This is a genomic window from Nocardia speluncae NBRC 108251 (genome assembly GCF_001613245.1).
GTDB lineage: Bacteria > Actinomycetota > Actinomycetes > Mycobacteriales > Mycobacteriaceae > Nocardia > Nocardia speluncae.
In genome coordinates this window covers 16,816-41,140 of record NZ_BDBZ01000018.1, presented here as the reverse complement: position 1 = coordinate 41,140, position 24,325 = coordinate 16,816, and the positions used below count along the sequence as shown (strand labels likewise).

The window sequence follows — 24,325 nt, the reverse complement described above, 5'->3', positions numbered from 1 at the left end:
CACCTACGGGACTGGACAGTCATGAATACGCCCGCCGAGCACGGTTTCCGCACAATCGTGGCGCCGGACCCGCCGTGCCGTAACGCGGCCGACCCTTCCGGGCGATAGTGTTCATTACGTGGCTGCTTCCCAACGAGTGAATTCCCGGGTGCCCGCGCCGCAACGTTCGTTACTGCCGACGGTGCGGGGCGTACCGGCATATGCCGCGGTACTCATCGCGGCGGCGTTCATATTCGTGGGCTTCCTCATCGACGCCCTCGGCGATGTCACGGACCTCACCGGCACCTTCAGCACCTTCTACATCATCGGCTGTCTGGCGGCCGTGGCGGCCGTACGGTTCCGCAGCCTGTTCACCACGATGGTGTTACCGCCGCTGTTACTGTTCATCGCGGTCCCGATCGCCTACCGCCAGCTCACCGGAAGCAGCACCTCCTCCCTCAAGGACATCCTGCTGAATCTGGCCATACCGCTTGTTCACCGTTTCCCGCCGATGATGCTGGCCACTGTGCTGGTGCTGCTGGTGGCCGCGATCCGGATCGCGCAGTACCGGTCGGAGAAAACGGCCCGGGAAACGGTTGAGGCACGGCGCGGCACCAGCTGGGGCCGGCGCGAACGGCGCACGAGCCGCGCGGAGCCGCGGAGCCGGGCGGAAGACCGGCCGCGCCGTGATACCGCGAAACGCCCCGGGCGTGGACAGTCCAAACGCTCGGTGGGAGGCGAGGGAAAAGCGGCACGCGGAGCTAAACCGACGCGCGCCGAAACGCTGGCCGCACGTTCGAAGGCAAGCGCGAACACCAAAGCCAAATCCCGGCCCAAGCGTCCGGAGAACCCCGAGCCGGATTACACCCGCGAATCCGCCCCCGAACCCCCACGCCGTGGTGGCCGGGGCCGGCCGGCGGCCGAACAACCGGCGCGAGCGGCCACGCCGCGCTCCCGCGAGGCCCAGCCACGGGGCCGGGAGGTGCATCAGCCCCGGCCGCCACGGACCGGCGCCCCGATGCCGGAAGAACCGGCCCGAGCGCGCCCCCGGCGCGGAGGCGGTGAACCACCGCGCCAGCCGCAGGTCACCCGGTTCCGCGATCGGGAGCCCATCCCGGAACGCCGGCGCCCGGAACGGATGTGAACAGGCCGGGACAGCAGCGCGGGTCCGATCCTATTTCGGTTCGATTCCCTGTCGCCGTTCGATAACCCCTGCTGAACACATACTCAGCGCCCCGGTGACAGCCGGCACCGGGGCATCGCCCCGTCGGCCCACGAACACGCCGCACCCGTTGATACCCGAGGGCTGGATCACTCGGTGGGATGTGACACGTGTGCATACTGCGGGCAGGGCGGCACGCCCCGGTCCGGGTCAGCGCCGGGCGGCGCGCAATTCTCGCGGCAAAGAGAAGACGAGGGTCTCGTTGGCGGTGGTCACCGGCTGCACCTCACCGAAACCGTGCTCGGCCAGCATGTCCAGTACCCCGCGCACGAGGATCTCCGGGACGGAAGCTCCGGACGTGATCCCCACCGTCTGCACGCCGTCCAGCCAGGCCGGATCGACCTCGCGTGCGTAGTCCACCAGATGTGACGCCTTCGCGCCGGCGCCGAGCGCCACCTCTACCAAGCGCACCGAGTTCGACGAGTTCCGGGATCCGACGACGATCACCAGATCGCATTCCGGTGCCATCGCCTTCACTGCGACCTGCCGGTTCTGCGTGGCATAGCAGATATCGTCGCTGGGCGGATCCTGCAGGGCCGGGAACTTCTCGCGCAGCCGGGAGACGGTCTCCATGGTTTCGTCCACGCTGAGCGTGGTCTGCGACAACCAGATCACCTTGGACTCGTCGCGCACACTCACCCCGGCGACCGCGTCCGGGCCGTCGACCAGCTGTACGTGGTCGGGTGCCTCGCCGGCGGTGCCTTCTACTTCCTCATGGCCTTCGTGACCGATCAGCAGGATGTCGTAGTCGTCGCGGGCGAATCGTTTGGCTTCCTGATGGACCTTGGTCACCAGGGGGCAGGTCGCGTCGATGGTGCGCAGGTTGCGTTCGGCGGCGGTGGCGTGGACGGCCGGGGAGACGCCGTGGGCGGAGAACACCACGAGCTCGCCCTCGGGCACCTCGTCGGTGGTGTCGACGAAGATCACGCCCCGTTCGCGCAGGGTTTCCACCACGTGGCGGTTGTGCACGATCTCCTTGCGGACGTAGATGGGCGCGCCGTGTTTCTCCAGCGACTTCTCCACGGTTTCCACCGCGCGATCCACGCCCGCGCAGTAGCCGCGTGGTTCGGCGAGCAGCACTCGTTTCCCCTCAGCGGTGACGGTGGCGACGCCCGCCGAGCGAGTGATTCCGACATTCAACGGTATAGCCGAGGACATGCCGACAGGATACGTGCGTACCCGGGCCCCTGCTGCGGCCGTGCGCCGCGGCACGCCCACTCCGGTGCCGACAGGCCGTCGGGCGATTGCCGCACTGCGCTGACCTGCAACGGAAGGCAAGCGACGGCAGTCGGCGCGATGTCCGGGCGGGCCGCGGACAGAACAGGCCGGCACCGGCGCCGCCCCGCGCCGGGCCGAGTGGGCTCACCCTCTTTTGCGGACCGTGCGATATCGGGCAGGCTAGTACCATGTTTCGACCACCGTTCCTGGCCCGTGTCGCCGCCGGAGCCGCCGTCTATGTCCTGGAGGAGACACGACGGCTGCCTTCCGCGGCGGTCAAGTTCCCCATCACCGCGGTGAGCCAGCTGCTACAAGCGGGCATGCACGCCCAGCAGTTCGTCACCAGTCTCGCGATCAAAGGTGATTCGGTGTTCGACCGGATCGTCAACCGTCCGGAGGAGCAGCCGGAATGGGCCACGTTCGACGAGGACGACGAGCTGCCGGTACGCAGGCCCGGTGGGGCCGCACCGGCGCGTGACAGCGGGTTCGACCGGTTCGACTCCGATCCGGTCGAGGTGGAATTGGCGCTGCAGGAAACTCTGGCCGGTCTGCGCGCGATGCAGAACGGGAATGCGGTGCCCGGCACCACCAGCTTCGAGACCGAAGGGCGGGAGAAGCGGGTCACGCCGGAAACCGGCACCGTTGCCCCGGAGCCAGAGGCCGCGCCTGCCCCGGAGGCCCCGAGTGTGGCGAAGCCGGGGGCAGGCGAGACCGACGCGAAGAACGCCTCGGAGCCGGCGGACGCCGACGAGCCCGGACTTCCCGAGGTCGGCGCCCGCTACGACTACCCGAATATGACCCTCGCCCAGCTACGCGGCCGCCTGCGTACCCTCACCGTCGCCGATCTGGTCGCGCTGCTGGACTACGAGCAGCGCACCCGGGACCGCGCCGCATTCGTCACCATGCTGACCAACCGGATCGCCACCGTGCGAGCCCAGTGACGGGAGCCGATTCGGTGTCCGCGGCCGGCCGGGCCGGATCCGGCCGGTCCGGGCAGCCGCCCGCCCCCGCCAATTCCGCCGAACAGCCGTGGCCGGTGCGTTCGGTGTCGATGAAGGTCGCCCAGTGGATCGACCGGCTCGGCAGCATCTGGGTCGAGGGACAGCTGACCCAGATCAGTTCGCGGCCCGGTACCCGCATCGCGTTTCTCGTCCTGCGCGACCCGGCCGCGGATATGTCGCTGTCGGTCACCTGCGATCCGGCGCTGCTGCGCGACGCTCCCGTGCCGCTGCAGGAGGGCAGCCGGGTGGTGGTGTACGGCAAGCTCTCGTTCTTCGCCGGTCGCGGCACCCTTTCGCTGCGGGTCACCGAGATCCGCCCGGTGGGCGTCGGTGAACTGCTGGCCCGGATCGAACGGCTCAAGGCGCTGCTGGCCGCGGAGGGGTTGTTCGACGAGCGCATCAAACGACCTCTCCCGTTCCTGCCCGCGACGATCGGTGTGATCACCGGCCGCGGTAGTGCGGCCGAACACGATGTGCTGACCGTGGCCCGGGGCCGTTGGCCCGCGGTGCGGTTCGAGGTGCGCAATACCGCCGTACAGGGTCCGTCCGCGGTATCGCAGATTCTGGACGCGCTCGCCGAGCTCGACCGCGATCCCGCCGTCGAGGTGATCGTGCTGGCGCGCGGCGGCGGCAGTGTCGAGGATCTGCTGCCGTTCTCCGACGAGACGCTGTGCCGCGCGATCGTCGCCGCGACCACGCCGGTTGTCAGCGCGATCGGTCACGAACCTGATTCCCCGCTGTCGGATCTGGTCGCCGATCTGCGCGCCGCCACCCCGACCGACGCCGCCAAACGCGTCGTCCCCGACGCCGCCGCCGAAACCGCGCTGGTCCGGGAGCTGCGTTCCCGCTCCGCCGCCGCTCTGCGCGGCTGGGTCCAGCGGGAAGCCGCCGCGCTGGCGCAACTGCGTTCGCGGCCGGTCCTGGCCGACCCGCTGCGCGAACTCGGCCACCGCCACGACGAGGTCGAACGCCTGCGCGCCGCCACCCGCCGCACCGTCACGGATCTGCTCCGCACCGAATCCACCACCGCCGGCCATCTACGGCGGCAGCTGACCGCCGTGGGGCCGGCCGCGACCTTGGCCCGCGGCTACGCTGTCGTGCAGCGAGTGGCCGGTCCGGAACGCCATGTGGTGCGCAGTATCGAGGACGCGCCCGCGGGTAGTCAGCTACGGATCCGGGTCGGTGACGGCGCGATCTCCGCGGCGGGCCTGGGCACGATCCCGCTCGGCGAGGGCCGCTCACCGACCCGGCGGGCCGCCGAACCGCAGGCGACCGATACTGCCGAACCGCACCACACCGAGAGGACCTGACCGTGCCCGATACCAGCGCCACCGACGAGCTGGCCGAGATCGCCGGTTTCGGCTACGAACGCGCCCGTGACGAACTGGTCAACGTGGTGAAGATGCTGGAGCAGGGCGGTATGGACCTCGACGAGGCCCTGGCCCTGTGGGAGCGCGGCGAGGCCCTGGCCAACCGTTGTGAGCAACATCTGGCAGGGGCACGGCAGCGGGTCGAGAAGGCGCTCGCCGACTCCGATCGGGAATAGGCGGTTTACCGGGTCGGCAGCGGCTGCGCGGCCGTCACCGCCGCGGCCAGCGTTTCGAAGGCCGCGGTATCTCCCGCGCCCCGGATCAGTGCCCGGCTGTCCCCGAAATCGGCGACCCATGCGGGTTCGGCGCCCGGTTCGTCGTACACCACCCATTTCTGGCTGCCCGTTTCCTGGGTGCCGGTGGCGTATCGGGTGCCCACCACATGATCTACCAGCACCTCTTCTGTGGCATCGCTCTGGTTCAGTTCCATGTAGGTGCCGGCACCGGTGATGTAGCCGATCGTGCTCACCGTGCCGCCCCCGGCGGCGGTGATGGTGTCGCGGCTCCCGGAGTTCGGTTTCCAGTTCGCCGGTAGCGCCGGCTCCCGCACCGGGAACCGGAGGTTCTGTGCGTCCGAGCGCAGGGCCGCGTCGGCGTCGAAACTGGGGATCGTTCCCTGGGTGGGACCGTTCGCCGCGAAACTGCATTGGCTGGTGAGCCCGGCGAACACCACGGCGATCAGTACCAACGGGATCAGCGACCAGACGAGATCCCGGTAGTCGTTCATGATGCGTGGCTTCTTGTTCGGCACGCTCCCAGTATCCACCGTGGTAGAGGCACCACCCCGCCCCGCCCCCGGTACTGCCGTAGCAGCTGATCAATTCGGCGGAACCGGTCAATGCGACAATTGCCCCGAAGTTCCGACGCCAAGGAGGCACCCGTTATGACGGCATCCGCGACCCCTTCGAGCCGCCGCGAGGCGCCCGACCGCAACCTCGCGCTCGAACTCGTCCGTGTTACCGAGGCCGGTGCGATGGCGGCGGGCCGCTGGGTGGGCCGCGGCGACAAAGAGGGCGGCGACGGGGCGGCCGTGGATGCGATGCGACAGCTGGTCAGCTCGGTGTCGATGAGCGGGGTCGTGGTGATCGGCGAGGGCGAGAAGGACGAGGCGCCCATGCTCTACAACGGGGAGAACGTCGGCGACGGCACCGGCCCCGAAGTGGATTTCGCGGTCGACCCGATCGACGGCACCACCCTGATGTCGAAGGGTTCGCCGGGCGCCATCTCGGTACTCGCGGTCGCCGAACGCGGCGCCATGTTCGATCCCTCGGCCGTGTTCTATATGCACAAGATCGCCGTGGGGCCCGATGCGGCCGATGTGATCGATATCTCGGCGCCGATGGCGGAGAACATCCGCAAGGTCGCCAAGGCCAAGAGCGCGTCGGTGTCCGATATCACCGTCTGCATCCTGGACCGGCCCCGGCACGCCGACCTGATCCATGAGGTCCGCGAAGCCGGCGCCCGGATCCGGTTGATTTCCGACGGCGATGTCGCGGGCGCGATCGCCGCCGCCCGCCCCGATTCCGGCACCGATATCCTCGTCGGGATCGGCGGCACTCCGGAAGGCATCATCGCCGCCGCCGCGATGCGCTGTATGGGCGGCACGCTGCAGGGCAAACTCGCCCCCAAGGACGACGACGAACGCCAGAAGGCGATCGATGCCGGCCACGATCTGGATCGTGTCCTGGTCACCGAGGATCTGGTGTCCGGCGACAACGTCTTCTTCTGCGCCACCGGCGTCACCGACGGCGATCTGCTGCGCGGTGTCCGCTACTACGGTGGTGGCGCTTCCACCCAGTCGATCGTCATGCGGTCGAAATCGGGCACCGTCCGAATGGTCGACGCCTACCACCGGCTCACCAAGCTCCGCGAGTACTCCTCTGTCGATTTCCACGGCGACGAGCACGCCAATCCGCCCCTGCCGTGACGGCGGGTGCCGGCCCGTGATTCGCGTGGCGGCACACCCACCTCACAGCAAATATCGGGCATACGATCCTGCGCCTGCCGATTCCGGGTACGATCCCCGTGACCACCGAAGGTGGTGGCGCTACGGATCTCGCGCTGGGTAGCCGTAGCATTGCCGCCTCAATGAGCCGGAGTGATGAGCCACGCGGCTGCGGCCGCAGATCACTCCTGCCTGTCGCGAGAGGATGGACATGCACCACTTCGCTCGACGTTCAGCAGGATTCACCATTGCGCTCGCGGCCGCGGGCCTGCTGGTTGCGGGCTGCGGCGACGACGACACCTCGGTCTCGGACACTGTCGGTTCACTCACCTCACAGGTGATGCCCGGCGACGACACCGGTGCGGAGAACACCCCGACCGGATCGCCGGGCGCGGAGGAATCGCCCGCCCCGGACTCCGATCCCAACGCCGATGCCGGTGAAACCACGGTGCAGACACCAGACGGCACCGAGGTCACGGTGTCCGGCAGCATCTATCAAAAGTACAACGAGGCGGGCGGACCGGCCGGCACACTCGGTATGCCCGAAGGAGAGGAGCAGGTCGCCGGTGACGGTGGCCGCTACCAGAACTTCGTCGGCGGCACCATTTTCTTCAGTCAGGACACCGGGGCCCACGTCGTGTGGGGCGATATCCAGGAGGCGTGGGAAGCCGACGGCGGCGCCGACGGCGAACTCGGGTTCCCGACCTCGGACGAGCAGGACACCCCGGAGGGCAAGATGAGCGAGTTCGAGGGCGGCACCATCACCTGGAATTCCTCCGACCGCACCACCACGGTCACCATGAATTGATTTCCGGAACAGGGGCGCTCGCCACGGCGGGCGCCCCTTCTGCTGTCCGCCGTAACTCGCCCGAAAACCGTTGCGGCGGCACTCTCCGTTCAGAATTCGCGGTCACTTTTCGACCGCTTCGGATACCGTGCACGATCACCACCGGAACTGAACCCGTGACCGATAGTTCCCGACCCGACCCGGTGCTCACCCGATCTCCCATCCGACCGGCTACCGTGTGTGCGTGCAGAATCTGTTGACCGACCGCGACCTGCTGGAATCCCTCGCGGTCGACGTGGAACTGACCATACGGCGCCATACGGAAACCGCCGATGAATGGCAGCCGCACGACTACGTGCCGTGGGACGACGGACGCAACTTCGCCTTCCTCGGTGGCGAGAACTGGGACCCCGCCCAGTCCGGACTGAGCGATACGGCACGCACGGCGCTCACCGTGAGTGTGCTCATCGCCGATAATCTGCCCGCCTATCACCGGGAGGTCGGCAAATATCTGCGAACCGGCGCCTGGTGGCGCTGGGTGGGACGCTGGACCGCCGAGGAGGCCCGGCATTCCGTCCTGATCCGCAACTATCTGATGACCACCCGCGCCTGCGATCCGGTGGAACTGGAGCGGCTGCGCATGGGGCATATGACCACCGGTTTCCGCCGTGAGCCCATGCACCTGCTCGATGTGCTGGCCGCCTGCGCGTTCGAGGAGAAGGCCTCCGCGATCCGGCACCGCAACACCGCGGCGCTCGGCGAGAACGCACTGGTCACCGCCATCAGCGAGCGGATCGCGCAGGACGACGAAACCCAAGCGGAGGTCTTCGCCGATCTGCTGGCCGCAGGCTTCGACCAAGCACCGGACCAGGCCGCGCGCGCCATCGCCGACCAGATCGCCGCGTTCCGGGTGCCTTCGGTCACCCTGCCCGACGGCCGCAGCAGCGACGAGGTGCTGGCCGAGGCCGGGATCTACGATCCGGCGAAACAGGACGAGCTCGTGTTCGCCCCGCTACTGCAACGCTGGAATGTCTTCGGCCGCACCGATCTCGGTGAAGCCGGCGAGGCGGCACGAGCCGAACTCGACCGCTTCCGCTCCTGACCGCTACCGGGGGCCGGCCGGGCCACCGGCCCGGCACCCGGCACACCCGCCGGACCGACCGTCGAAGGCCGGGCGGCGATTCCCAGCTGCCGCCCGCGACTTCGCATCGGCTTCCGCAAGCGGCCGGTTTCAGTCCTTGTCGATATTGGTCATGGACAGCACATCCAGGCGCCGATCCAGTTCTTCCTCGCTGAGTTTTTCGCCGACCAGCCCCCGGTCGACCACCGTCTGCCGGATCGTTTTCTCCTCCCGCAGTGCCTGTTTGGCCACCGCCGCGGCTTCCTCGTACCCGATCGCCGAATTCAACGGTGTCACAATCGAAGGCGAGGATTCGGCCAGCGTGCGCAGCCGGTCGGCATTCGCGGTGAGACCGTGGATACACCGGTCGGCGAACAATTGGGATACCGCTGCCAGCAGGCGAATCGATTCGAGCACATTGCGCGCCATCACCGGAATGTAGACATTCAGTTCGAAATGCCCGCCCGCCCCGGCGAACGCAACCGCGGCATCGTTACCGACAACCTGAGCCGCCACCTGCGTAACCGCCTCGGGCAGAACAGGGTTGACCTTGCCGGGCATGATGGAACTACCCGGCTGCAAGTCCGGCAACTGGAGTTCCCCCAGCCCTGTCAGCGGCCCGGATCCCATCCAGCGAATATCGTTGGCGATCTTCGTCAGGCTCACTGCGACGGTGCGCAGGGCCCCGGAAACCTCCACCAGGCCGTCCCGGGCGGCCTGTGCCTCGAAATGATCCTCGGCTTCACTCAACGCGTCGATTCCGGTGGTGCGCACCAGCTCCGCCACCACCCTCGCACCGAAACCGGCGGGCGCATTCAAACCGGTGCCGACGGCCGTCCCGCCGATCGGCAGCTCCCCCAGCCGCGGCAGCGTCGCCAGCAGGCGTTCCATCCCTGCCGCGACCTGCCGGGTGTAGCCCCCGAACTCTTGGCCCAGCGTCACCGGCACAGCGTCCATCAGATGCGTACGCCCCGATTTCACCACTGTGCGCCACTCTGTGGATTTGTCCAGTAGCGCGAGCCGCAGATGCTCCAGCGCCGGCAGCAGATCCTTTATCACGGCCTCGACGGCCGCCAGATGGGTGGCGGTCGGGAAGGTGTCGTTCGACGACTGCGACATGTTCACATGATCGTTCGGATGCACCGTGGCCCCGTTGTTCGCCGCGATCGAAGCGATCACCTCGTTGGCGTTCATATTCGAACTCGTGCCCGACCCGGTCTGGAACACATCGATCGGGAACTGGTCGTCGTGCCGCCCTTCGGCGATCTCCGCGGCCGCCGCGATCACAGCCTCGGCCTTCTCCGCGTCGAGCAAACCGAGATCCCGATTGACGACAGCGCAGGCCCCCTTCAGCAGGCCGAGCGCCCGGATCTGCGCCCGCTCCAGCCCACGCCCGCTGATCGGGAAATTCTCCACCGCCCGCTGCGTCTGCGCCCGCCACAGCGCATCCACCGGAACCCGGACCTCGCCCATGGTGTCGCGCTCGATCCGATACTGCGTCTGCTCACTCATATCCCGACCCTATGCGCGCACCGACCGAAGTGGGTGCGCCACGCGTGAGGTTTGGGCCACCGGCGCCGGTACAGCGAACCGGCGGACCACAACTGCTGGGTAATGACTGCGCAGGACCCCGGCACACACAGCCACTGGCGAATCACGCCGCATTGTGCGATCCGATTGCCACTACTGGAGTTGTCTCGGCGCCGTGGATACGGGGATACCTGACAGTGCGGCTGCCGACCCAGCCCCCACCCACGTGCGGTTCGGGTCACCTGGAGGGCCTTTCAGGCGAGCAATTCCTCCGCCTCGACAACTTCGAGAGCCCTCCGCAGCCACTTCTGCAGCTGGTCGAGGTCCTCGCAGGAGGTTATGGCATCTCGGACCTGGTCGGACACATCTATCCCACGGGCATCGAGCACAGTCAGGATCGAATTCGCCTCCCCCTTCGCTTCGCCTTTTGCTTCACCCTTCGCCTCCCCTTCGGCGATGTACTTGCGGGCGAAGTCGCTGGTGAAGTTGTAATCACGCAGACCGGTGGACATAAAAGCCTCCCAAGCAGGACGAACAGCGCGCGGCAGCATCGTCAGGATGAAGTCATGGTATCGCAGGGACGGGTCCGCCCCCAGAGTTCGAAAACTCGCGGCCAGGGCCATCCAGATCCGGGCGTGATCGGGGTGGTGCGGGTGAGCGACGGCAGACAATACGGCCAGCTCCGGCAGTTCCGTTGCCACCTGCGGGTCGGTGACCACCGGCACCGTCGACGGGTCCAGGACCAGGGGTGTCACAGTGGTGGGTGGATTACCGAACCCGATTTCGAGTGGTTTGGCGGCCCACTTCGCGGTCCGCCGGTCCGGGCAGACGACCAGAAGCAGGACCGGGCATTTCATCCGCGCCCGCAGCGAGGTGGTGTACACCGGCCACGCCCATGGTTTATCCGGGTCCGGACGTAGCTGGATTTCGACCACAACCGCCAAGACCGTGTCGCCGCCACGGCGGAACGCCAATACCGCATCGGCGTAATACTCGGTGGGTGCCACGACAGCCGCCCGTTCGGAGCGGGGTTCCACCGTCTCGTAGTCGGGTAGCTCGTAACCGAGCGCGGACAACAGCGAAGCGACCAGTTGCGGCCGCTCCGTGAACATATCGATCACCACTTCGTGCGGGGTCGAAGGCATAGCACGCACCGTAGCCAACGCCACCGACAACTACTGAGCGACAGTGGTTTCCGGCACGACTCACACAACCACAGAGAGTGGGCAGGTCTGGGCAGCGGTACCTACGCTGCTCTGCTCTGCTCTGCTCGGCGTCGCGCGTTCGTGCTGAACTCCGCCGCCTACCGCCGCGCTCTCGCGCTGACATTGCCCGCTGAACTACTCGACATCACACTCATCCCACACCACCTTCTCTTCCTCGACTCCGGTGATCCTTCCGGCCACTCCGCTCTACTCGAAGAAACCACTGCGGAGCGTCGGGATGAGCCAAAAGTGAACGTGCCCGGCCATGGTCTCTCAGATACTCCATGATCGATAACAGTGAATTGAGATCGCATCGGACCAGGTGAATCGGCAGCCCCAGCACACCCGGCCTGTCGAAAAGCTTGTTCCGCGACTGCACAACGGAATCCGAATACTCGATCTCAATCATCGGCGGAGACGAGTTGTACGTATCGAACGATGCCGCCCTGAGTACGCATATGTCGTCCCATCGAATAAATTCCTCACGGCTCCGCCCGAATGGTAGCGCGGTTTTTCTGGCCACTCCGGCTGGATATATTTCCACCGTAATCATCCATCTGAATGCGATGGCCAGCAATACACCGATGACTGCGGCCGTCGACGCGAGCACCAGGATCCAGGTGGCACCGGCCTGATCCGACTTGGACAAGGGCAACAAATAGCTACCGCCGGTTTTCCAATCCAGCCACGCACACAGTCCGTACAGCGCACATCCCGCCAGGGCACACAAGCCGACGATCTGATCGGAATGCCCGATGACCAGCCGGATCCCGGGCCCGCGTGCGGTATCGACATGGTGCCTGACGCCCGAATCGCGCCGCCGGACCAGCCATGACAACTTGCCTACGAACGCGGCCACCGCGCCGAGCATCAGGAGCCCTCCGCCGGCCGCACCGGCAACCGGAATCCACCCGGCATCGAGTGGGACCATGCCGAAGAGAAGCGCCGCCAGCGCAAGAAACAACAGTGCGAAGATCAGCGGGATTACAGCAGCGCTGACAGAGCGGTCTACCGGCCAGTGCTCGCGCCATTCCACGTAGGGGAATCGATTGTCATCTACATCCTTCGCTACCATATCCATTGAATCCCTTTGGAGGTTCCGTAGGCAGTAGCCCCACCGATAACAAACAACAGCACAGATTCAGCAGTCAGTCCTTCGTAATGAAAATATCCCTTGTTCAACTGCCCCCGAGGAACGATCCATCCCTTTACCCGACCGCTCGACTCGAAGAAACCATCGCGGAATTTCCGCAACAGTCAACACCCCCCTACTCTCCGTATGTTCATGCAAGAACACGACTATGGAAAACAACGAGTTCGGATCGCATTTATAAATATGCAATGGAATGCCGAATATCCCCGGCTGATCGAACATTCGATGTTTCGGAGGTGTCGACGAATCCGAAAGGTGAAATTTCAACATCGGCAGATTCTTCGCTTTTCCCGACGAGAACACACCTGAATCAATTCTGACCACATCCTCCCAGGAGACGAACTCGTTCTTCGTCTTCCCGAACGGCAGAGAAAGACGTCGAACAATCCCCAAAGGATGGATGCCGACTTGAATCGACCACCTACTGAGCGCGCCGAAGAACAGCACCGAAGCACCTAGGACAACGGAAAAAATCAGGGCCGCCGCGGCGCCACCGGTATTAGATTTGGACATCGGCAGGAGAGCATCTCCACCCGCCCGCCAATCCAACCATCCACAGAACCCGTACACCGACATTCCAGCCAGAGTCGGCAGGAGTCGCGTCAGCTCACGGCGGTCGACATCCAACCGGATACCCCGACCGTATGTATCGTCGTCAAACGGCGTGATGCCCGCATTCCGGCGCGGAAAATATTCGAGCAACAGAGAACCGAAGAAATACGCCAGCCCGAGGAAGGCCAGGACCCCACCGCTTGCCCCGAGGAACACCACCGGCCCGGCACTCCACGGCGCACCCAGGATCGGCGTTACGGCAAGCGCCGAAAAGATGATCGTAAAAGCAACCGGCACGATCACCGCAGACTTCGATCGATCCTTCGGCCAACCCTCGATCCAGTCGATTTCCGGAAAAACGCCGTCCTTTATTACCATATTTTTGGATCCCCTTGGAGGTCAAGTACGCCCACCAACGGCTACGCCGGCACCGATGACGAATCCCGCGGCAGTATCCACACCGGGCACTGGTACCGCCGTACCGATTGCTTTGCGCTGTTCGCTACGCCTTCCAGCCCATTTTCACACCGTCGTTCATCACGGTCGAAGGTGGATGCGGCTGTCATTGCCTTACGTCCGTTTTCCAATGGGTCCAAGGAGCGGCCAAAGCGTTCGGCGCATCACCGCCCGATCAGGCGGTTCCAGCTTTCCGGTTGCGCCAGAGAAGGAGGGTGCTGGCCGTGAGGCTGACCAGGGTGCCGAGGTTCACGCCCGCGCCGTGCAGGGCGTAGCGGGCTCTGCCGGGCAGGATCCTGGTTGCGGTGAGGGCAGTGGCTGCGGTAATCGGGATCAGCGGTGCGATCACCGGTGCCGACCAGCGGGGGTAGGCGGTCTCACCGCGGCGGATGGTGTCGAGGATGAGTACGGACGCCGCCGCGGTCGTCGCGCCGAGTGGGATGTAGGCGCTGACGGTGGCCTGCTCGAATACCTTGGCCGTGGCGAGTAGTCGTTGCCGGACCACGGGATCGCCGTCGAGAACTTCGAGGTCTTGGTAGGCCCGTCCGATAGGGAAGAACGAGCCGTGGGCGAATGAGGTCAAGGCCAGTCCGGCGGCCAGCAGTAGTGCGGGCGGCAACGCGCGGCGGGGGCCGGCCGGGGCCAGGCCGTGGTGAATGTGCCAGGCGGCGGCGAGGTAGAACGGTGTGGCGTAAACCCCGAGCAGAGCACCTGTGGCGAGCTGTCTTGTGGAGGCAGGCACCATCGACAGCAGCGGCATCAGGGGTTTGTCGACCTGTTCGAGCCCGCGCAGCGCGGGGTGTTGCTCGGGGTCCGTGCGGCGGCCGAGCAGCAGCACATCGCTGACCGTGTATGCGGCGGCGGCGGCGATTCCTGCGATACCGGTTGCGCGCACGACAGTGCGTCGTCGCATGTTCATTTCGCTCCTCGGCTCAGGCGGCGGTCGGGTTCAGTAGGGCGGCCAGGTCCGGTGGTGTCGGCATCGGCTGCCGCAGTCCGACCCGGGCGCGACCGGTGTTGCCCTCGGGGTAGCGGCCGGCCAGGGAGGCCGGCGCGGCGGCGATGATCCGCACGACCTGGCCGAACGCTTCGCGCCGATCACGTTGCCGCACCGCGAGACCGAACATGGCGAGGTGGTTGCCGGTGTGCAGCCACGGATCCGGTTGCGACAGGATGTGCGCGCGCTCCAGGTGCGCCCACCGCGCCGCATCTGTGACAGCTGCTCGCGCCGCTGTCATCTCCTGGCGGTAGCGGATGCGGGCGGGTTCGGGAAGTCGGGACATCAGTGATCCTTTCCAGCGCGATGATCGCAACAGTTGCAGGAGGAACCGGTGGTCGGGGTGGGGCAGCAGGTCTCGCCCTTCCAGGCGTTGCGGCCCTCTTTCACTGCGATCGCGGCGATGACCAAGGCGGCGATCGGGTCGGCCCACGACCACCCGAACAGACTGTTGAGCAGCAGCCCCACCAGCAGTACCGCCGAAAGGTAGGTGCACAGCAGGGTCTGTTTCGAATCGGCCACCGCGGAGGCCGACCCGAGTTCACGGCCGGCCCGGCGTTGTGCCCAGGACAGCACCGGCATGACCGCCAGGCTCGTGGCGGCCAAGCCGATCCCGATCGGCGAGTGCTGGGCTTCGCCGAGCCCGAACAACGCGCGGAGGGAGTCGACGGCGACGTAGGCGGCGAGGGCGAAGAAGGAGAATGCGATGATCCGCAGCGCGACCTTCTCCCGCTTCGCGGGGTCGCGGCCGGCGAACTGCCACGCGACCGCGGCCGCGGAGGACACCTCGATCACCGAATCCAGGCCGAACCCGATCAACGCCGTCGACGAGACGCGGGTGCCCTCGGTCAGCGCGATGATCGCCTCGATGACGTTGTAGGTGATGGTCGCTGCGACGAACCAGCGGATCCGCCGCGCCAACACCACCTTCCGGCCCGGATCCGGGCCGGGATCCACCGCAGACGGCGGGGCGGGCATCCCGAGCGAGCCCATCAGCAGCAGCCTTCGGCCTCGGCTTCCGGACAGCATGCCGGATCAACCGCCAGCACCAACCCGAGCAGGTCCTGCAGCGCCGCAGCAATCCGAGGATCGGCGAGCTCGTAGCGGGCCCGCCGGCCCTCGGGCACCGCGACGACCAGCCCGCACCCACGCAGGCACGCGAGGTGGTTGGACAGAATCTGGCGGGTCACCCCGATCTGCTCGGCCAGCTCCGACGGGTAGCCGGGAGCCTGCCGAAGGCTCAACAGGATTCGCGTGCGGGTCGGGTCGGACAGGGCGTGCCCGAACCGCGACAGGGCATCGGTGTGTACTGCGGTCTCCACACCCCGGACAGTACACCAGTATCTGTATACAGAAAACCCTGTACACAGATTGACTTGACTATTGATCACATCGGAGGGCTTGGATCAGGTGCTGCGCCGAACCCAGCGCCCGTCAGTCCGGCAAGGAAGCCGTCCCATTCCTCAGTACCGAAGATCAGGGCCGGGCCGGTCGGGTTCTTGGAATCGCGCACCCAGATCATCGAATCAGCCAAGAACGCGACCTCCACACAGTTGCCGTCGCCTTGACTTCTACTGCTTTTTATCCACTGGACAGTTGATAGGTTCTTCATTGTCCCACTCCTTCAATGCTGCCAGAACCAGCTCACCAGAATCCTTCTCCGAATACGCAGTCCGCCGGAGCCTTTCCCTTACGCGCGCGTACTCGGCGACCTCCGATACGTCGTCGAGGTAGATCCTGCCGAAGTGGCCTTCCATGTACACTACCGGCGCTTGGCGTAGCCGTGATGTGGGCATTGGAGGCAGATCGAACAGTACGAACGGTCCGGTGACCATGCCGACCTGATCGTTGGCGCTCCGGCCGACAACACGCATGGTCACGCTCGACCGACGAGAGACCGCCAGCAAGTGCGAAAGCTGGCCCGCGAGGACGGCTGGGCCGCCTATCACGGTGGTTAGTACAGACTCGGCGATTAAGCCCTCGAAGTGAAAATCCGCCTTGTTCAACAACTCTTGCCGTCGAACAACGGCATCCAGAATCGATTCCACTTGATGCGAGGGCATCTCGGGGAACTCCGCCCACAGTAATGCCCGGCGATACTCCCTGGTCTGCAACAAGCCGGGAACTATGCACGTCTCCCACGAAAAAATATGTGTCGCAGATTCTTCCAGCGTAACGAAGTCGCTGAAGTTCTTTGTAATCGTAGCCCTGTGCGATAGCCACCAACCGCCCTCGAACCCAGCCGGCTTCCTGACGGCCTGCGCAAGGTCAAGAACGATCAACCGCTCCTCATCCGTGCTGGAAAATGCGTTGCACAGCGCGTTCATCGCCAGATCCGTCACCTTGGTCGTGCGACCGTCCTCCAGCCGTCCGTAGGACTGCGGTGATATCTCCGCGACCCGCGCGGCACCGGACTGTGTGATCCCCTGACGCAGGCGCATCTTGCGCAGCTGACGCCCCAAGGCGCGGCGGGGAAGCATGGACCCACTACCCACGATAGTTACCCTCGCTAACTGGATTGTCTCGATATGGAAGGCGCCGTGGTGGAAATTCCGCTCTACCACGACATTCCCCCAGTGCTGAGGCAGCGCAACGGCGCGCCTGTCCTATCTACTGGAGATACGCCCCGCGCGGGACGTTCCGTGACTCACCTTCACGAAATGTCCCCACTGCAACACCGAAAAGTTGTGGGAAGGTCCGGCACTGTCCATGTGCCCCCGCCGGATCCTGCGCCGGGCGTAGGCCAAGACTAACCCGAGGAGTGAAAGATGGTGGGCGATTGCACTTCTGCGCCACCGAGAGGGCCGAGCAGAAGCGCGTCCCGTCCCCGCTGCCGTGGGAACAGCGGGGACGGGCGCGGATCAGAACGGGGCGATCATTCGAGTGAGTGCACGTTTCATTTCGTCGTGCGAAATCGGGTCGATATGGAAGTCCTGGTAGCGGTGCCGATAGACGTACCGGCCGTCGTCGGCGATATCGAACCAGCTGAGATAGCGCGGTTCCGGTGGCTGCGGATCACGCAGCCGGTGGCACGCCTGCAAAAAGCCCGAGCCCGCGCGGGGCGCTTTCAGCATCCGGCGCATATGGTCCGCGGGCTGCGGTTTGCCGCCGTTCCAGATCTCGTAGGTGTCGCGCAGCCGATCGATACTCTCCACCAGCGGCGGCCGGGTGCCCTTGGGCAGTTCGCCGAGGATCTGCAAAAAAATTCGCGGGACGATCGCCGTCGTCCCGATCTGTATCACGAACTTGCCGTCGAAATCGGTTTCGGTGCCCGGAAACTGCACCATCGTGACACCGGCGGTGCCCGCGAAGGCACCGTAGGCGCGAATCCGGCGGCGACGGCTACCCGAAAGGGTGAGCGTGGCTTCGGGATCCGCTGCCACCCGCAACGCGGCGGTGAGATCGGGGTCGGCGCCACGCGGGTATTCGGTTTCGATCCGCGCCGCCAACCGCTGGAATTCGTCCTCCCACCGCACCGACGAACGCACCTCCAGCGGATACGGATAGCGGTCCTTACCCGTCTCCTTCCAGACGTGCATGAACTCGTCCGGCGTGAACTCCCATTTCACCGACGGTCTCCACGATCGTCGGACGGCTGCGCGGCAGGGGCATCGCCGCCCAGCACACCGTCCAACAGTCGGGGCCGGGCACCGAACAACTCTTCCTCGCGATCATGGATCAGGTAATCGGGCACCTTGTGCTCCTCGTCGTCCTCACCCCGCTTGGCACCTGCACCACCACCACCCATCATCCCGGGCATACCCGACATGCCCCGGCTGCTCCCCGCGGCGGCTGCCGCTGCCGCAGGCCCGCCGGCCGGGACGTTCGGTGCGCCGCCGGGAGCTCCTGGAACGGTTTTGCCCGGCGCCTGGTTCTGCGGCGGCGCACCGCCGGGCATCCCGGGCGAACCGGGAGTTCCGGAGGGCACGCCGGGCGAACCGGGTGTGGTGGCCGAGGACGTGGTCCGCGGTGGATCACCGGCCGGGCTGCCCGCGGTGGTACCCGGCTGTTGCGTGGTGGGATTCTCGGTGCCGCTCGCCGTGGTCGCCTGGGGTTCCTCCGTCGAACCGGGGGTTTCCTGCGGCTGCTCACCGGGTTCGTCCTGGCCCGGATTCTCACCGTCGGGCGCCTGCGTACCGGGCCCGGAGGTGGTGCCGCCGGGTCCGTTGGAGGTCGTCCCGTTCGGTCCTGCCGGACCGGGCTGATCGCCCGGCATCTGAACCGGGACAAATGTCGGCACACCCTCGCCCGCGGGCTGATACGTGGGCTTGTAAGCCGTATTCATCACTTCGACGGCGGCCAGCCGCTGGTCTTCCTTGTAGGCGTCGAACGCGGCTTGGGCCGCCGGATCGGCCGCACCGACCACGGTCTCCGCAACCTGGAAAGGGTTGTTCACGGACGTGGTCACGGCAGTACCGCCGGGGACCGTCCCCTGGGTAGGCGGTGGCGGTACGGACTTCTTCACCACCTCCGCGCCGTACGCGGCCGCATGGATCCGCATACCGACGGCGTTGATGACCTCCTGCACATCGGTTGCCTGGTCGAAGAACCTCCGCGAGGCTTGGTTCGCCGCATCCGCGAATTCGCCTGCCATACCGTCCGAGAGCTCACGCTGAATAGACAGCAAGGAGCCGAACAGCGCACCGCCCAGAGAATTCGCCACGGATTTATAGGCATCGGCGACTGTATGCATGACGCCGGGCGTCATCTCGCTGACCTTCGCATAGATCTCTTCGTGCGAGAGTCCCTCGAAAAGCTCCATCTGAGTGATATAGGCCGGGTCCTGCCCATCATGGGACAGCTGCGAACCGAAATGTTGCGCACCGGAAAGACTTGTCTGGCTCGCGAGCCGATCCTCCACAGATCCGGGGTCGATACTCAGTCCCGGCCCGGTCGCCCCGATCCCGCCGGGATAGTCCTCATCGCTCATCGATCAGTTCTCCGCCCCTATTTCCGGCTCCAGAGCCGTCGCGATCTCCAGAACGCCTTCGCAGCCTTGCACTCCCGCCATTACCCCGTCATCGGTTCGCGATGAACTGAACATGACAATGCCGACCCTGGTCCGCACATGAATACTGCAAACACTCTTGAGCTGTGGATCTTGCACCAGTAGTGCTTCCCGGCCGTTGACCGTCAATGGCTCACTGTGTGCGCCGTTCTTCTGCTGATCTTCTTCCCAGGTCACATTGCCGGAATTGATCGAGAGATCGCGAAGTTCACCATCGAAGTCACATGTCAGAAACGTGTACTCCGCCACGATGTCGTCACCTCGGCGGCGGGAGGTCGGATCGAACCCTGCGTTACTGACAGCGTCATCACTGATCCATGTGCAGGGGTCGAACACCACTTCTGGTCGATCCTGCGTCGTGTACTCGTTCTGTAGCGGCGGCGGCTGCAATCGCGACTCTGTCAATGTCGGCCGCGCCGAGCTGGTTTGCGAAACCACAGTTGATGCAGACCTGGCCGAATCCGTCTGACTTGGGTCTTCGAGGCTGGAACAAGCCGGAAGGGCCGCGAGAGCTCCCGTCGCGGCAACGACAGCCAAGAATTTTCGAGAACTCATTGCACAGCCTCTCCTGCAACGTTCAGTGCGCGACCATTCAGCGCATCTGCTTCCTCGAACGCACCGCCGGCCTGGAGGTAGGCTGCGGCCATTCGCAACGCGGCTTCCTTTATGCCCAGAAGCGCATCGGTCACAGACGCACCTTTCGCCGCGAACCCTGCTTGAAGTTCCTGCGCCGAGACGAATCCGCCGAAGCCAGATACTTGGTGCAACCGCTTGGCATCCAAGAGCTGCTGCTCCAGACAAGTGTCGACCAAGCGCGTGTACACGGCCGCACATCGCTCTGCGGCCCCCCGCTCCATTCGGAAGGTCCCCGACACCGCCTGTTGATACAACGCGGTCGCGGTCCCCTGCCCCACATCCATAGCGCTCGACCCACCCTTCGTAAAACTTCACTCACCCTACTGGACGCACTCCGACTCACCGCGGTTCCCTCGTCTGCCCGCTGGACCCGCTCTAGCCCGGCAAGTCGGCTATACCTGGGTGCTTCAAGCCCTTCCGAGAGCACTGGATAAGTCGGGTCCGAACCTCACAGCCGGGTAACCACGGATGTCTGCCAGCACAGCCGAGGGGCGCCCGGCCCAGCAGCGTCCGACTCCCCGGGAGACCCGGATTCCGGCCATCCCAACTGGGACGGCTCACGGCCCCGACCCGCCGACCGCCCATTCCGTAGGAACCCCGTGCACCCCGCCCCCAAGAGCGGCATAGTGAGGTACATCACCACATCAACCCGGCGCGTATCACTGCGTCCGAGTCGAACGAGGAGCTCGTCATGACCTACGCCAAGCCCGGTGCCGACGGCAGCATCGTCAGCTATGCGAATCGATACGACAATTTCATCGGTGGTGAATGGACCGCGCCTGTCGAAGGGAGGTATTTCGACAATCCGTCTCCGGTCGACGGCGAAACCTTTTGTGAGGTAGCACGTTCCACCGCCCCCGATGTCGAATTGGCGCTGGATGCCGCGCATGCCGCCACCGACGGCTGGGGCGCGACCTCCGCGACCGAACGGGCGAATATCCTCAACAAGATCGCCGACCGGATCGAGGACAATCTCGAGGCCCTGGCCGTCGCGGAGACCTGGGAGAACGGGAAACCGGTCCGCGAGACCAAGGCGGCCGATCTGCCGCTGGCGGTCGATCATTTCCGCTATTTCGCCGGCGCGATCCGGGCCCAGGAGGGCGGGATCAGTGAGATCGATGCCGATACCGTGGCGTATCACTTCCATGAGCCGCTCGGGGTTGTCGGGCAGATCATTCCGTGGAATTTCCCGATTCTGATGGCCACCTGGAAGCTGGCGCCTGCGCTGGCGGCGGGTAATGCGGTGGTACTGAAACCGGCGGAGCAGACGCCGGCGTCGATCCTGAAGGTGGTCGAATTGATCGCCGATCTGTTGCCGCCCGGTGTGCTGAATGTGGTGAACGGGTTCGGGGTGGAGACCGGTAAACCGCTGGCGTCGAGCCCGCGGGTGGCGAAGGTGGCGTTCACCGGGGAGACCACCACCGGGCGGTTGATCATGCAGTACGCCAGCGAGAACATCATCCCGGTGACGCTGGAGCTCGGCGGTAAGAGCCCGAATATCTTCCTGCCCGATGTGATGGCAGCAGATGACGATTTCCTGGACAAGGCGGTCGAGGGTTTCGTGATGTTTGCGCTGAATCAGGGCGAGGTCTGCACCTGTCCGTCCCGCGCGCTCATCCATTCGTCGATCTACGACGAATTCATGGCCCGGTGTGTGGAACGGACGAAGGCGATCGTCAGCGGCACCCCTCTGGACGATGCCACCATGATCGGCGCGCAGGCGAGTAACGATCAGTTCGAGAAGATCATGTCCTATATCGATATCGGCCGGCAGGAAGGCGCCGAGATCTTGACCGGCGGTAACGCGCGCACGGTCGACGGCTACCCGAACGGTTTCTACGTGGAGCCGACGATTTTCAAGGGCAGCAACGATATGCGGATCTTCCAGGAGGAGATCTTCGGCCCGGTCGTCTCGGTCGCCACCTTCGATTCCACCGAGGAGGCCCTGAAACTGGCCAACGACACCCTGTACGGGCTGGGTGCCGGGGTATGGACCCGAGACGCCAACACCGCCTACCGTCTCGGCCGCGGTATCAAGGCGGGCCGGGTGTGGACGAACTGCTACCACGCCTATCCGGCGCACGCGGCGTTCGGCGGCTACAAGAAGTCCGGGATCGGCCGGGAAAACCATGCCCGGATGCTGGACCACTACCAGCAGACCAAGAACCTGCTGGTGAGCTACTCGGCCCAGAAGCTCGGATTCTTCTGATGCCGGAGCCGAACCGGGTGGAACTCACCGCGGCCGCGGCACGCCTGCTGCACGAGTTGATCGAGCGGCACGGCCCGGTGATGTTCCACCAGTCCGGCGGCTGCTGCGACGGCAGCGCGCCCATGTGTTATCCGCGGGGCGAGTTCCGGGTCGGCGGGCAGGATGTGCTGCTCGGGGAAATCGACGTGGATACGCCGTTCTGGATGAGCGCCGACCAGTACGAGTACTGGAAACACACTCATCTGACAGTGGACGTGGTGCCCGGCCGAGGTAGCGGGTTCTCGCTCGAGGCGCCGGAGGGCGTGCGATTCCTGATCCGTTCCCGCCTGCTCACCGACGAGGAATTCCTGCGACTGGAATCCGCGCCGCCGCCGAGGACGGGAGCAGAGACCCCCGATTGACCCGGGCCTCGTCCGGGCCGGTGACAGCACGGGCCCGGACGGGTCCTGGGGGCGCCCACCGACGACGATGCGGTCCGTCAGCTGCTCGGCGGAAAACAACCCGGCCGCGGGCGAGCGAGTACTGAAGGCGATGTACTCGACGAAGAACATCGAGGTACGCGCGGGGCGGGACGCCTACGAGGGCAGACCCGGCGACTGATTCCGCGGTCAGGAATGCTCGCGCAGGTACTCCAGGTAGAACCCGCGCAGCGCCTCGGCGAGATCGCCGTCACCGGCATGGACGTAATCGTCGAGCATCGGGACCACCCATTTGATATCCGCCTCGCTCTCCCCGGCCCGCCCCGCCGTGGCCTCCGCGGCGGGTATGCGGGTGAGCAGCTGCCAGAGGAAACGGATATCGCCGTGCCGCACCGCGAGCTTGACCGCCCGATCGTGCAGTTCCTTCGACGACAGGCCTTCCAACTCCTCGTTCGCGCCCATAAGCCGACTCTAATCCCGCCCGTGGCCTCCGGCCGCGTTTCCGGCCGGGAGCTTCGTCCCGCGTGGCGCTACCGAACCCGCCCGCGCCCATGATGCGATGGTGTGATGACCGACGAGATCTATCCCGTCCCCAGCGGCTTCCAGGTCAAACGGGCCTACGAGGCACCGGAACCGGATGACGGTTACCGGGTGCTGGTCGACCGGCTGTGGCCGCGCGGAGTGACCAAATCCGCGGCCCGGATCGACGAATGGGCCAAGGACGTCACCCCCTCGACCGAGCTGCGGCGCTGGTTCCACGAAGACCCGGCGAGCCGCCGCGACGATTTCGCGGACCGGTATCGCGAAGAGCTTGCGGGGCGGGCAGCCCGGGAGGTTCTCGTCCGGTTGCGCGGCCTGGCGCGGACCAATCCCCCGGTCACGCTCATCACCGCGGTCAAAGACCCAGGTAAGAGCCATATTCCCGTACTGATGCGGGCCCTGGGAGAATAGCCGGGCCGCGGTGCGGACGGATCGGGCACCATACGCGCCGTAATATCGCGGTGCCGCGCCGTCACGCCCCGGATCCGTTGCGGGCGCCGGACACTCGCGGTACGCGGCTTCCCCGTCCGGGTCGGACAGCGTCTCCGTGCCGGCGCGACTCGGCGGATGCCGAGGCGGCCCCATGGCTTCGATGATGCCGAGCACACACGAGTGTCGCCCGAGGCGAACGCGGAGCGAACCCGGATATCGGACTCATGGTGGCGACGAGAACCCGAACGAACTCGCGAATAACCTGCCTGACCTGCCCGAATAGTCCGATTCCGGACCGCGTTCACACCGAATTCATCAAACCCTCCCGCATTTCTTAGAGCGCGCAGGGGTAGGTACGGGGTAGCTTCGGAGTGGCGGGTCACGCGATGTGGCTCGCTCGGGAGGTCCTGACCGTGACTGAGAAACTCAGTACGAGGGGGCCGGCACCCGGCCCTCGTGGCCGCTGACGCACCCCGTCAGCAGCCATCCGGACCGACCGGCCCAGCGAGACTGTCTGTGTGGGTGCCGCGCAGACCCTAGGAGCCT

General features: G+C 65.7%; 28 protein-coding genes. 11 read left to right on the top strand and 17 right to left on the bottom strand.

Going from position 1 to position 24,325, the window contains the following annotated elements; genetic code table 11:
• Positions 1–118 precede the first annotated feature (118 nt).
• Complete coding sequence (locus tag NS6_RS17610; RefSeq protein ID WP_210746929.1) at positions 119–1,123, top strand: DUF6542 domain-containing protein; 1,005 nt, start codon at positions 119–121, stop codon at positions 1,121–1,123.
• A 228-nt stretch (positions 1,124–1,351) separates the two neighbouring features.
• Here the strand turns inward: NS6_RS17610 and NS6_RS17605 are convergent, their stop codons facing one another.
• A complete protein-coding gene (locus NS6_RS17605; protein WP_068043193.1) occupies positions 1,352–2,359 on the bottom strand; it encodes a 4-hydroxy-3-methylbut-2-enyl diphosphate reductase in 1,008 nt (335 codons plus the stop codon).
• A 248-nt stretch (positions 2,360–2,607) separates the two neighbouring features.
• Here NS6_RS17605 and NS6_RS17600 point away from each other — a divergent pair, with 248 nt between their 5' ends.
• From NS6_RS17600 to NS6_RS17590, 3 genes are read left to right on the top strand one after another with little or no spacing between them, the layout of a single operon-like run.
• A complete protein-coding gene (locus tag NS6_RS17600) occupies positions 2,608–3,360 on the top strand; it encodes a lipid droplet-associated protein (protein ID WP_068043191.1) in 753 nt (250 codons plus the stop codon).
• Between the two features lie 14 nt (positions 3,361–3,374).
• Positions 3,375–4,730: an exodeoxyribonuclease VII large subunit gene (gene xseA / locus NS6_RS17595; protein WP_068043392.1), complete on the top strand. Its 1,356-nt coding sequence runs from the start codon at positions 3,375–3,377 to the stop codon at positions 4,728–4,730.
• Positions 4,727–4,966 carry an exodeoxyribonuclease VII small subunit gene (locus tag NS6_RS17590; RefSeq protein WP_210746993.1) on the top strand — a complete coding sequence of 80 codons (240 nt, stop codon included), beginning with the start codon at positions 4,727–4,729 and terminating at the stop codon, positions 4,964–4,966. Before xseA ends, NS6_RS17590 begins: the two co-directional genes overlap by 4 nt.
• Positions 4,967–4,971: 5 nt before the next feature.
• Here NS6_RS17590 and NS6_RS17585 read toward each other — a convergent pair whose 3' ends face one another.
• Positions 4,972–5,541 (bottom strand): DUF4245 domain-containing protein, encoded by a 570-nt coding sequence (locus NS6_RS17585; protein ID WP_068043187.1) that lies wholly within the window; start codon positions 5,539–5,541, stop codon positions 4,972–4,974.
• A 132-nt stretch (positions 5,542–5,673) separates the two neighbouring features.
• Between NS6_RS17585 and glpX the strand changes: the two genes are divergently transcribed.
• From glpX to NS6_RS17570, 3 genes are all read left to right on the top strand, one after another.
• Entirely contained in the window at positions 5,674–6,717 is a 1,044-nt protein-coding gene (gene glpX / locus NS6_RS17580) for a class II fructose-bisphosphatase (RefSeq protein ID WP_068043185.1), read from the top strand.
• Between the two features lie 229 nt (positions 6,718–6,946).
• Positions 6,947–7,543 carry an LGFP repeat-containing protein gene (locus NS6_RS17575; protein WP_068043390.1) on the top strand — a complete coding sequence of 199 codons (597 nt, stop codon included), beginning with the start codon at positions 6,947–6,949 and terminating at the stop codon, positions 7,541–7,543.
• Positions 7,544–7,766: 223 nt separating this feature from the next.
• Entirely contained in the window at positions 7,767–8,624 is an 858-nt protein-coding gene (locus NS6_RS17570; RefSeq protein ID WP_068043183.1) for an acyl-ACP desaturase, read from the top strand.
• A gap of 129 nt (positions 8,625–8,753) precedes the next feature.
• Here the strand turns inward: NS6_RS17570 and NS6_RS17565 are convergent, their stop codons facing one another.
• From NS6_RS17565 to NS6_RS35210, 14 genes are all read right to left on the bottom strand, one after another.
• Positions 8,754–10,154, bottom strand: a complete 1,401-nt coding sequence (locus NS6_RS17565; protein ID WP_068043181.1) for a class II fumarate hydratase — start codon at positions 10,152–10,154, stop codon at positions 8,754–8,756.
• A gap of 272 nt (positions 10,155–10,426) precedes the next feature.
• Positions 10,427–11,317 (bottom strand): hypothetical protein, encoded by an 891-nt coding sequence (locus NS6_RS17560; protein WP_068043179.1) that lies wholly within the window; start codon positions 11,315–11,317, stop codon positions 10,427–10,429.
• 211 nt (positions 11,318–11,528) lie between these two features.
• Positions 11,529–12,458: a hypothetical protein gene (locus NS6_RS17555; protein ID WP_068043174.1), complete on the bottom strand. Its 930-nt coding sequence runs from the start codon at positions 12,456–12,458 to the stop codon at positions 11,529–11,531.
• 60 nt (positions 12,459–12,518) lie between these two features.
• Complete coding sequence (locus NS6_RS17550; RefSeq protein WP_157112810.1) at positions 12,519–13,460, bottom strand: hypothetical protein; 942 nt, start codon at positions 13,458–13,460, stop codon at positions 12,519–12,521.
• 253 nt (positions 13,461–13,713) lie between these two features.
• Positions 13,714–14,457, bottom strand: a complete 744-nt coding sequence (locus NS6_RS17545; protein WP_068043170.1) for a hypothetical protein — start codon at positions 14,455–14,457, stop codon at positions 13,714–13,716.
• Positions 14,458–14,470: 13 nt separating this feature from the next.
• Complete coding sequence (locus tag NS6_RS17540; RefSeq protein ID WP_068043169.1) at positions 14,471–14,821, bottom strand: DUF3703 domain-containing protein; 351 nt, start codon at positions 14,819–14,821, stop codon at positions 14,471–14,473.
• Positions 14,821–15,531: a cation efflux transmembrane domain-containing protein gene (locus tag NS6_RS17535; protein WP_371859348.1), complete on the bottom strand. Its 711-nt coding sequence runs from the start codon at positions 15,529–15,531 to the stop codon at positions 14,821–14,823. The genes NS6_RS17540 and NS6_RS17535 overlap by 1 nt, the downstream gene beginning before the upstream one ends.
• Positions 15,528–15,857 (bottom strand): ArsR/SmtB family transcription factor, encoded by a 330-nt coding sequence (locus NS6_RS17530; protein ID WP_068043166.1) that lies wholly within the window; start codon positions 15,855–15,857, stop codon positions 15,528–15,530. Before NS6_RS17530 ends, NS6_RS17535 begins: the two co-directional genes overlap by 4 nt.
• A 65-nt stretch (positions 15,858–15,922) precedes the next feature.
• Positions 15,923–16,084 carry a DUF397 domain-containing protein gene (locus NS6_RS34020; RefSeq protein WP_307647844.1) on the bottom strand — a complete coding sequence of 54 codons (162 nt, stop codon included), beginning with the start codon at positions 16,082–16,084 and terminating at the stop codon, positions 15,923–15,925.
• 22 nt (positions 16,085–16,106) lie between these two features.
• Positions 16,107–17,015 carry a helix-turn-helix domain-containing protein gene (locus NS6_RS17525; RefSeq protein ID WP_157112809.1) on the bottom strand — a complete coding sequence of 303 codons (909 nt, stop codon included), beginning with the start codon at positions 17,013–17,015 and terminating at the stop codon, positions 16,107–16,109.
• Positions 17,016–17,396: 381 nt separating this feature from the next.
• Positions 17,397–18,104: an ESX secretion-associated protein EspG gene (locus tag NS6_RS17520; protein WP_068043162.1), complete on the bottom strand. Its 708-nt coding sequence runs from the start codon at positions 18,102–18,104 to the stop codon at positions 17,397–17,399.
• Entirely contained in the window at positions 18,101–19,465 is a 1,365-nt protein-coding gene (locus tag NS6_RS17515) for a RodZ family helix-turn-helix domain-containing protein (protein WP_068043161.1), read from the bottom strand. The genes NS6_RS17520 and NS6_RS17515 overlap by 4 nt, the downstream gene beginning before the upstream one ends.
• 3 nt (positions 19,466–19,468) lie before the next feature.
• Positions 19,469–20,098 (bottom strand): DUF3558 domain-containing protein, encoded by a 630-nt coding sequence (locus tag NS6_RS34015; RefSeq protein ID WP_168443448.1) that lies wholly within the window; start codon positions 20,096–20,098, stop codon positions 19,469–19,471.
• On the bottom strand, positions 20,095–20,367 hold the full coding sequence (locus tag NS6_RS35210; RefSeq protein ID WP_168443449.1) for a hypothetical protein: 273 nt from the start codon (positions 20,365–20,367) through the stop codon (positions 20,095–20,097). Before NS6_RS35210 ends, NS6_RS34015 begins: the two co-directional genes overlap by 4 nt.
• Before the next feature lie 503 nt (positions 20,368–20,870).
• On the opposite strand from NS6_RS35210, the gene adh reads away from it, so the two are divergent.
• The 3 genes from adh to NS6_RS36240 all read left to right on the top strand — a co-directional run bounded on the left by adh (position 20,871) and on the right by NS6_RS36240 (position 22,988).
• The gene (gene adh / locus NS6_RS17500) at positions 20,871–22,388 is read left to right on the top strand and encodes an aldehyde dehydrogenase (RefSeq protein ID WP_068043156.1); all 1,518 of its coding nucleotides are present in this window, start codon (positions 20,871–20,873) and stop codon (positions 22,386–22,388) included.
• Entirely contained in the window at positions 22,388–22,789 is a 402-nt protein-coding gene (locus NS6_RS17495) for a DUF779 domain-containing protein (protein WP_068043154.1), read from the top strand. Before adh ends, NS6_RS17495 begins: the two co-directional genes overlap by 1 nt.
• Positions 22,790–22,856: 67 nt before the next feature.
• Positions 22,857–22,988 carry a hypothetical protein gene (locus NS6_RS36240; protein WP_281211421.1) on the top strand — a complete coding sequence of 44 codons (132 nt, stop codon included), beginning with the start codon at positions 22,857–22,859 and terminating at the stop codon, positions 22,986–22,988.
• An 8-nt stretch (positions 22,989–22,996) separates the two neighbouring features.
• Here NS6_RS36240 and NS6_RS17490 read toward each other — a convergent pair whose 3' ends face one another.
• On the bottom strand, positions 22,997–23,269 hold the full coding sequence (locus tag NS6_RS17490) for a hypothetical protein (protein ID WP_068043152.1): 273 nt from the start codon (positions 23,267–23,269) through the stop codon (positions 22,997–22,999).
• A 105-nt stretch (positions 23,270–23,374) separates the two neighbouring features.
• Between NS6_RS17490 and NS6_RS17485 the strand changes: the two genes are divergently transcribed.
• On the top strand, positions 23,375–23,758 hold the full coding sequence (locus tag NS6_RS17485) for a DUF488 domain-containing protein (protein ID WP_068043150.1): 384 nt from the start codon (positions 23,375–23,377) through the stop codon (positions 23,756–23,758).
• Positions 23,759–24,325: the final 567 nt, after the last annotated feature.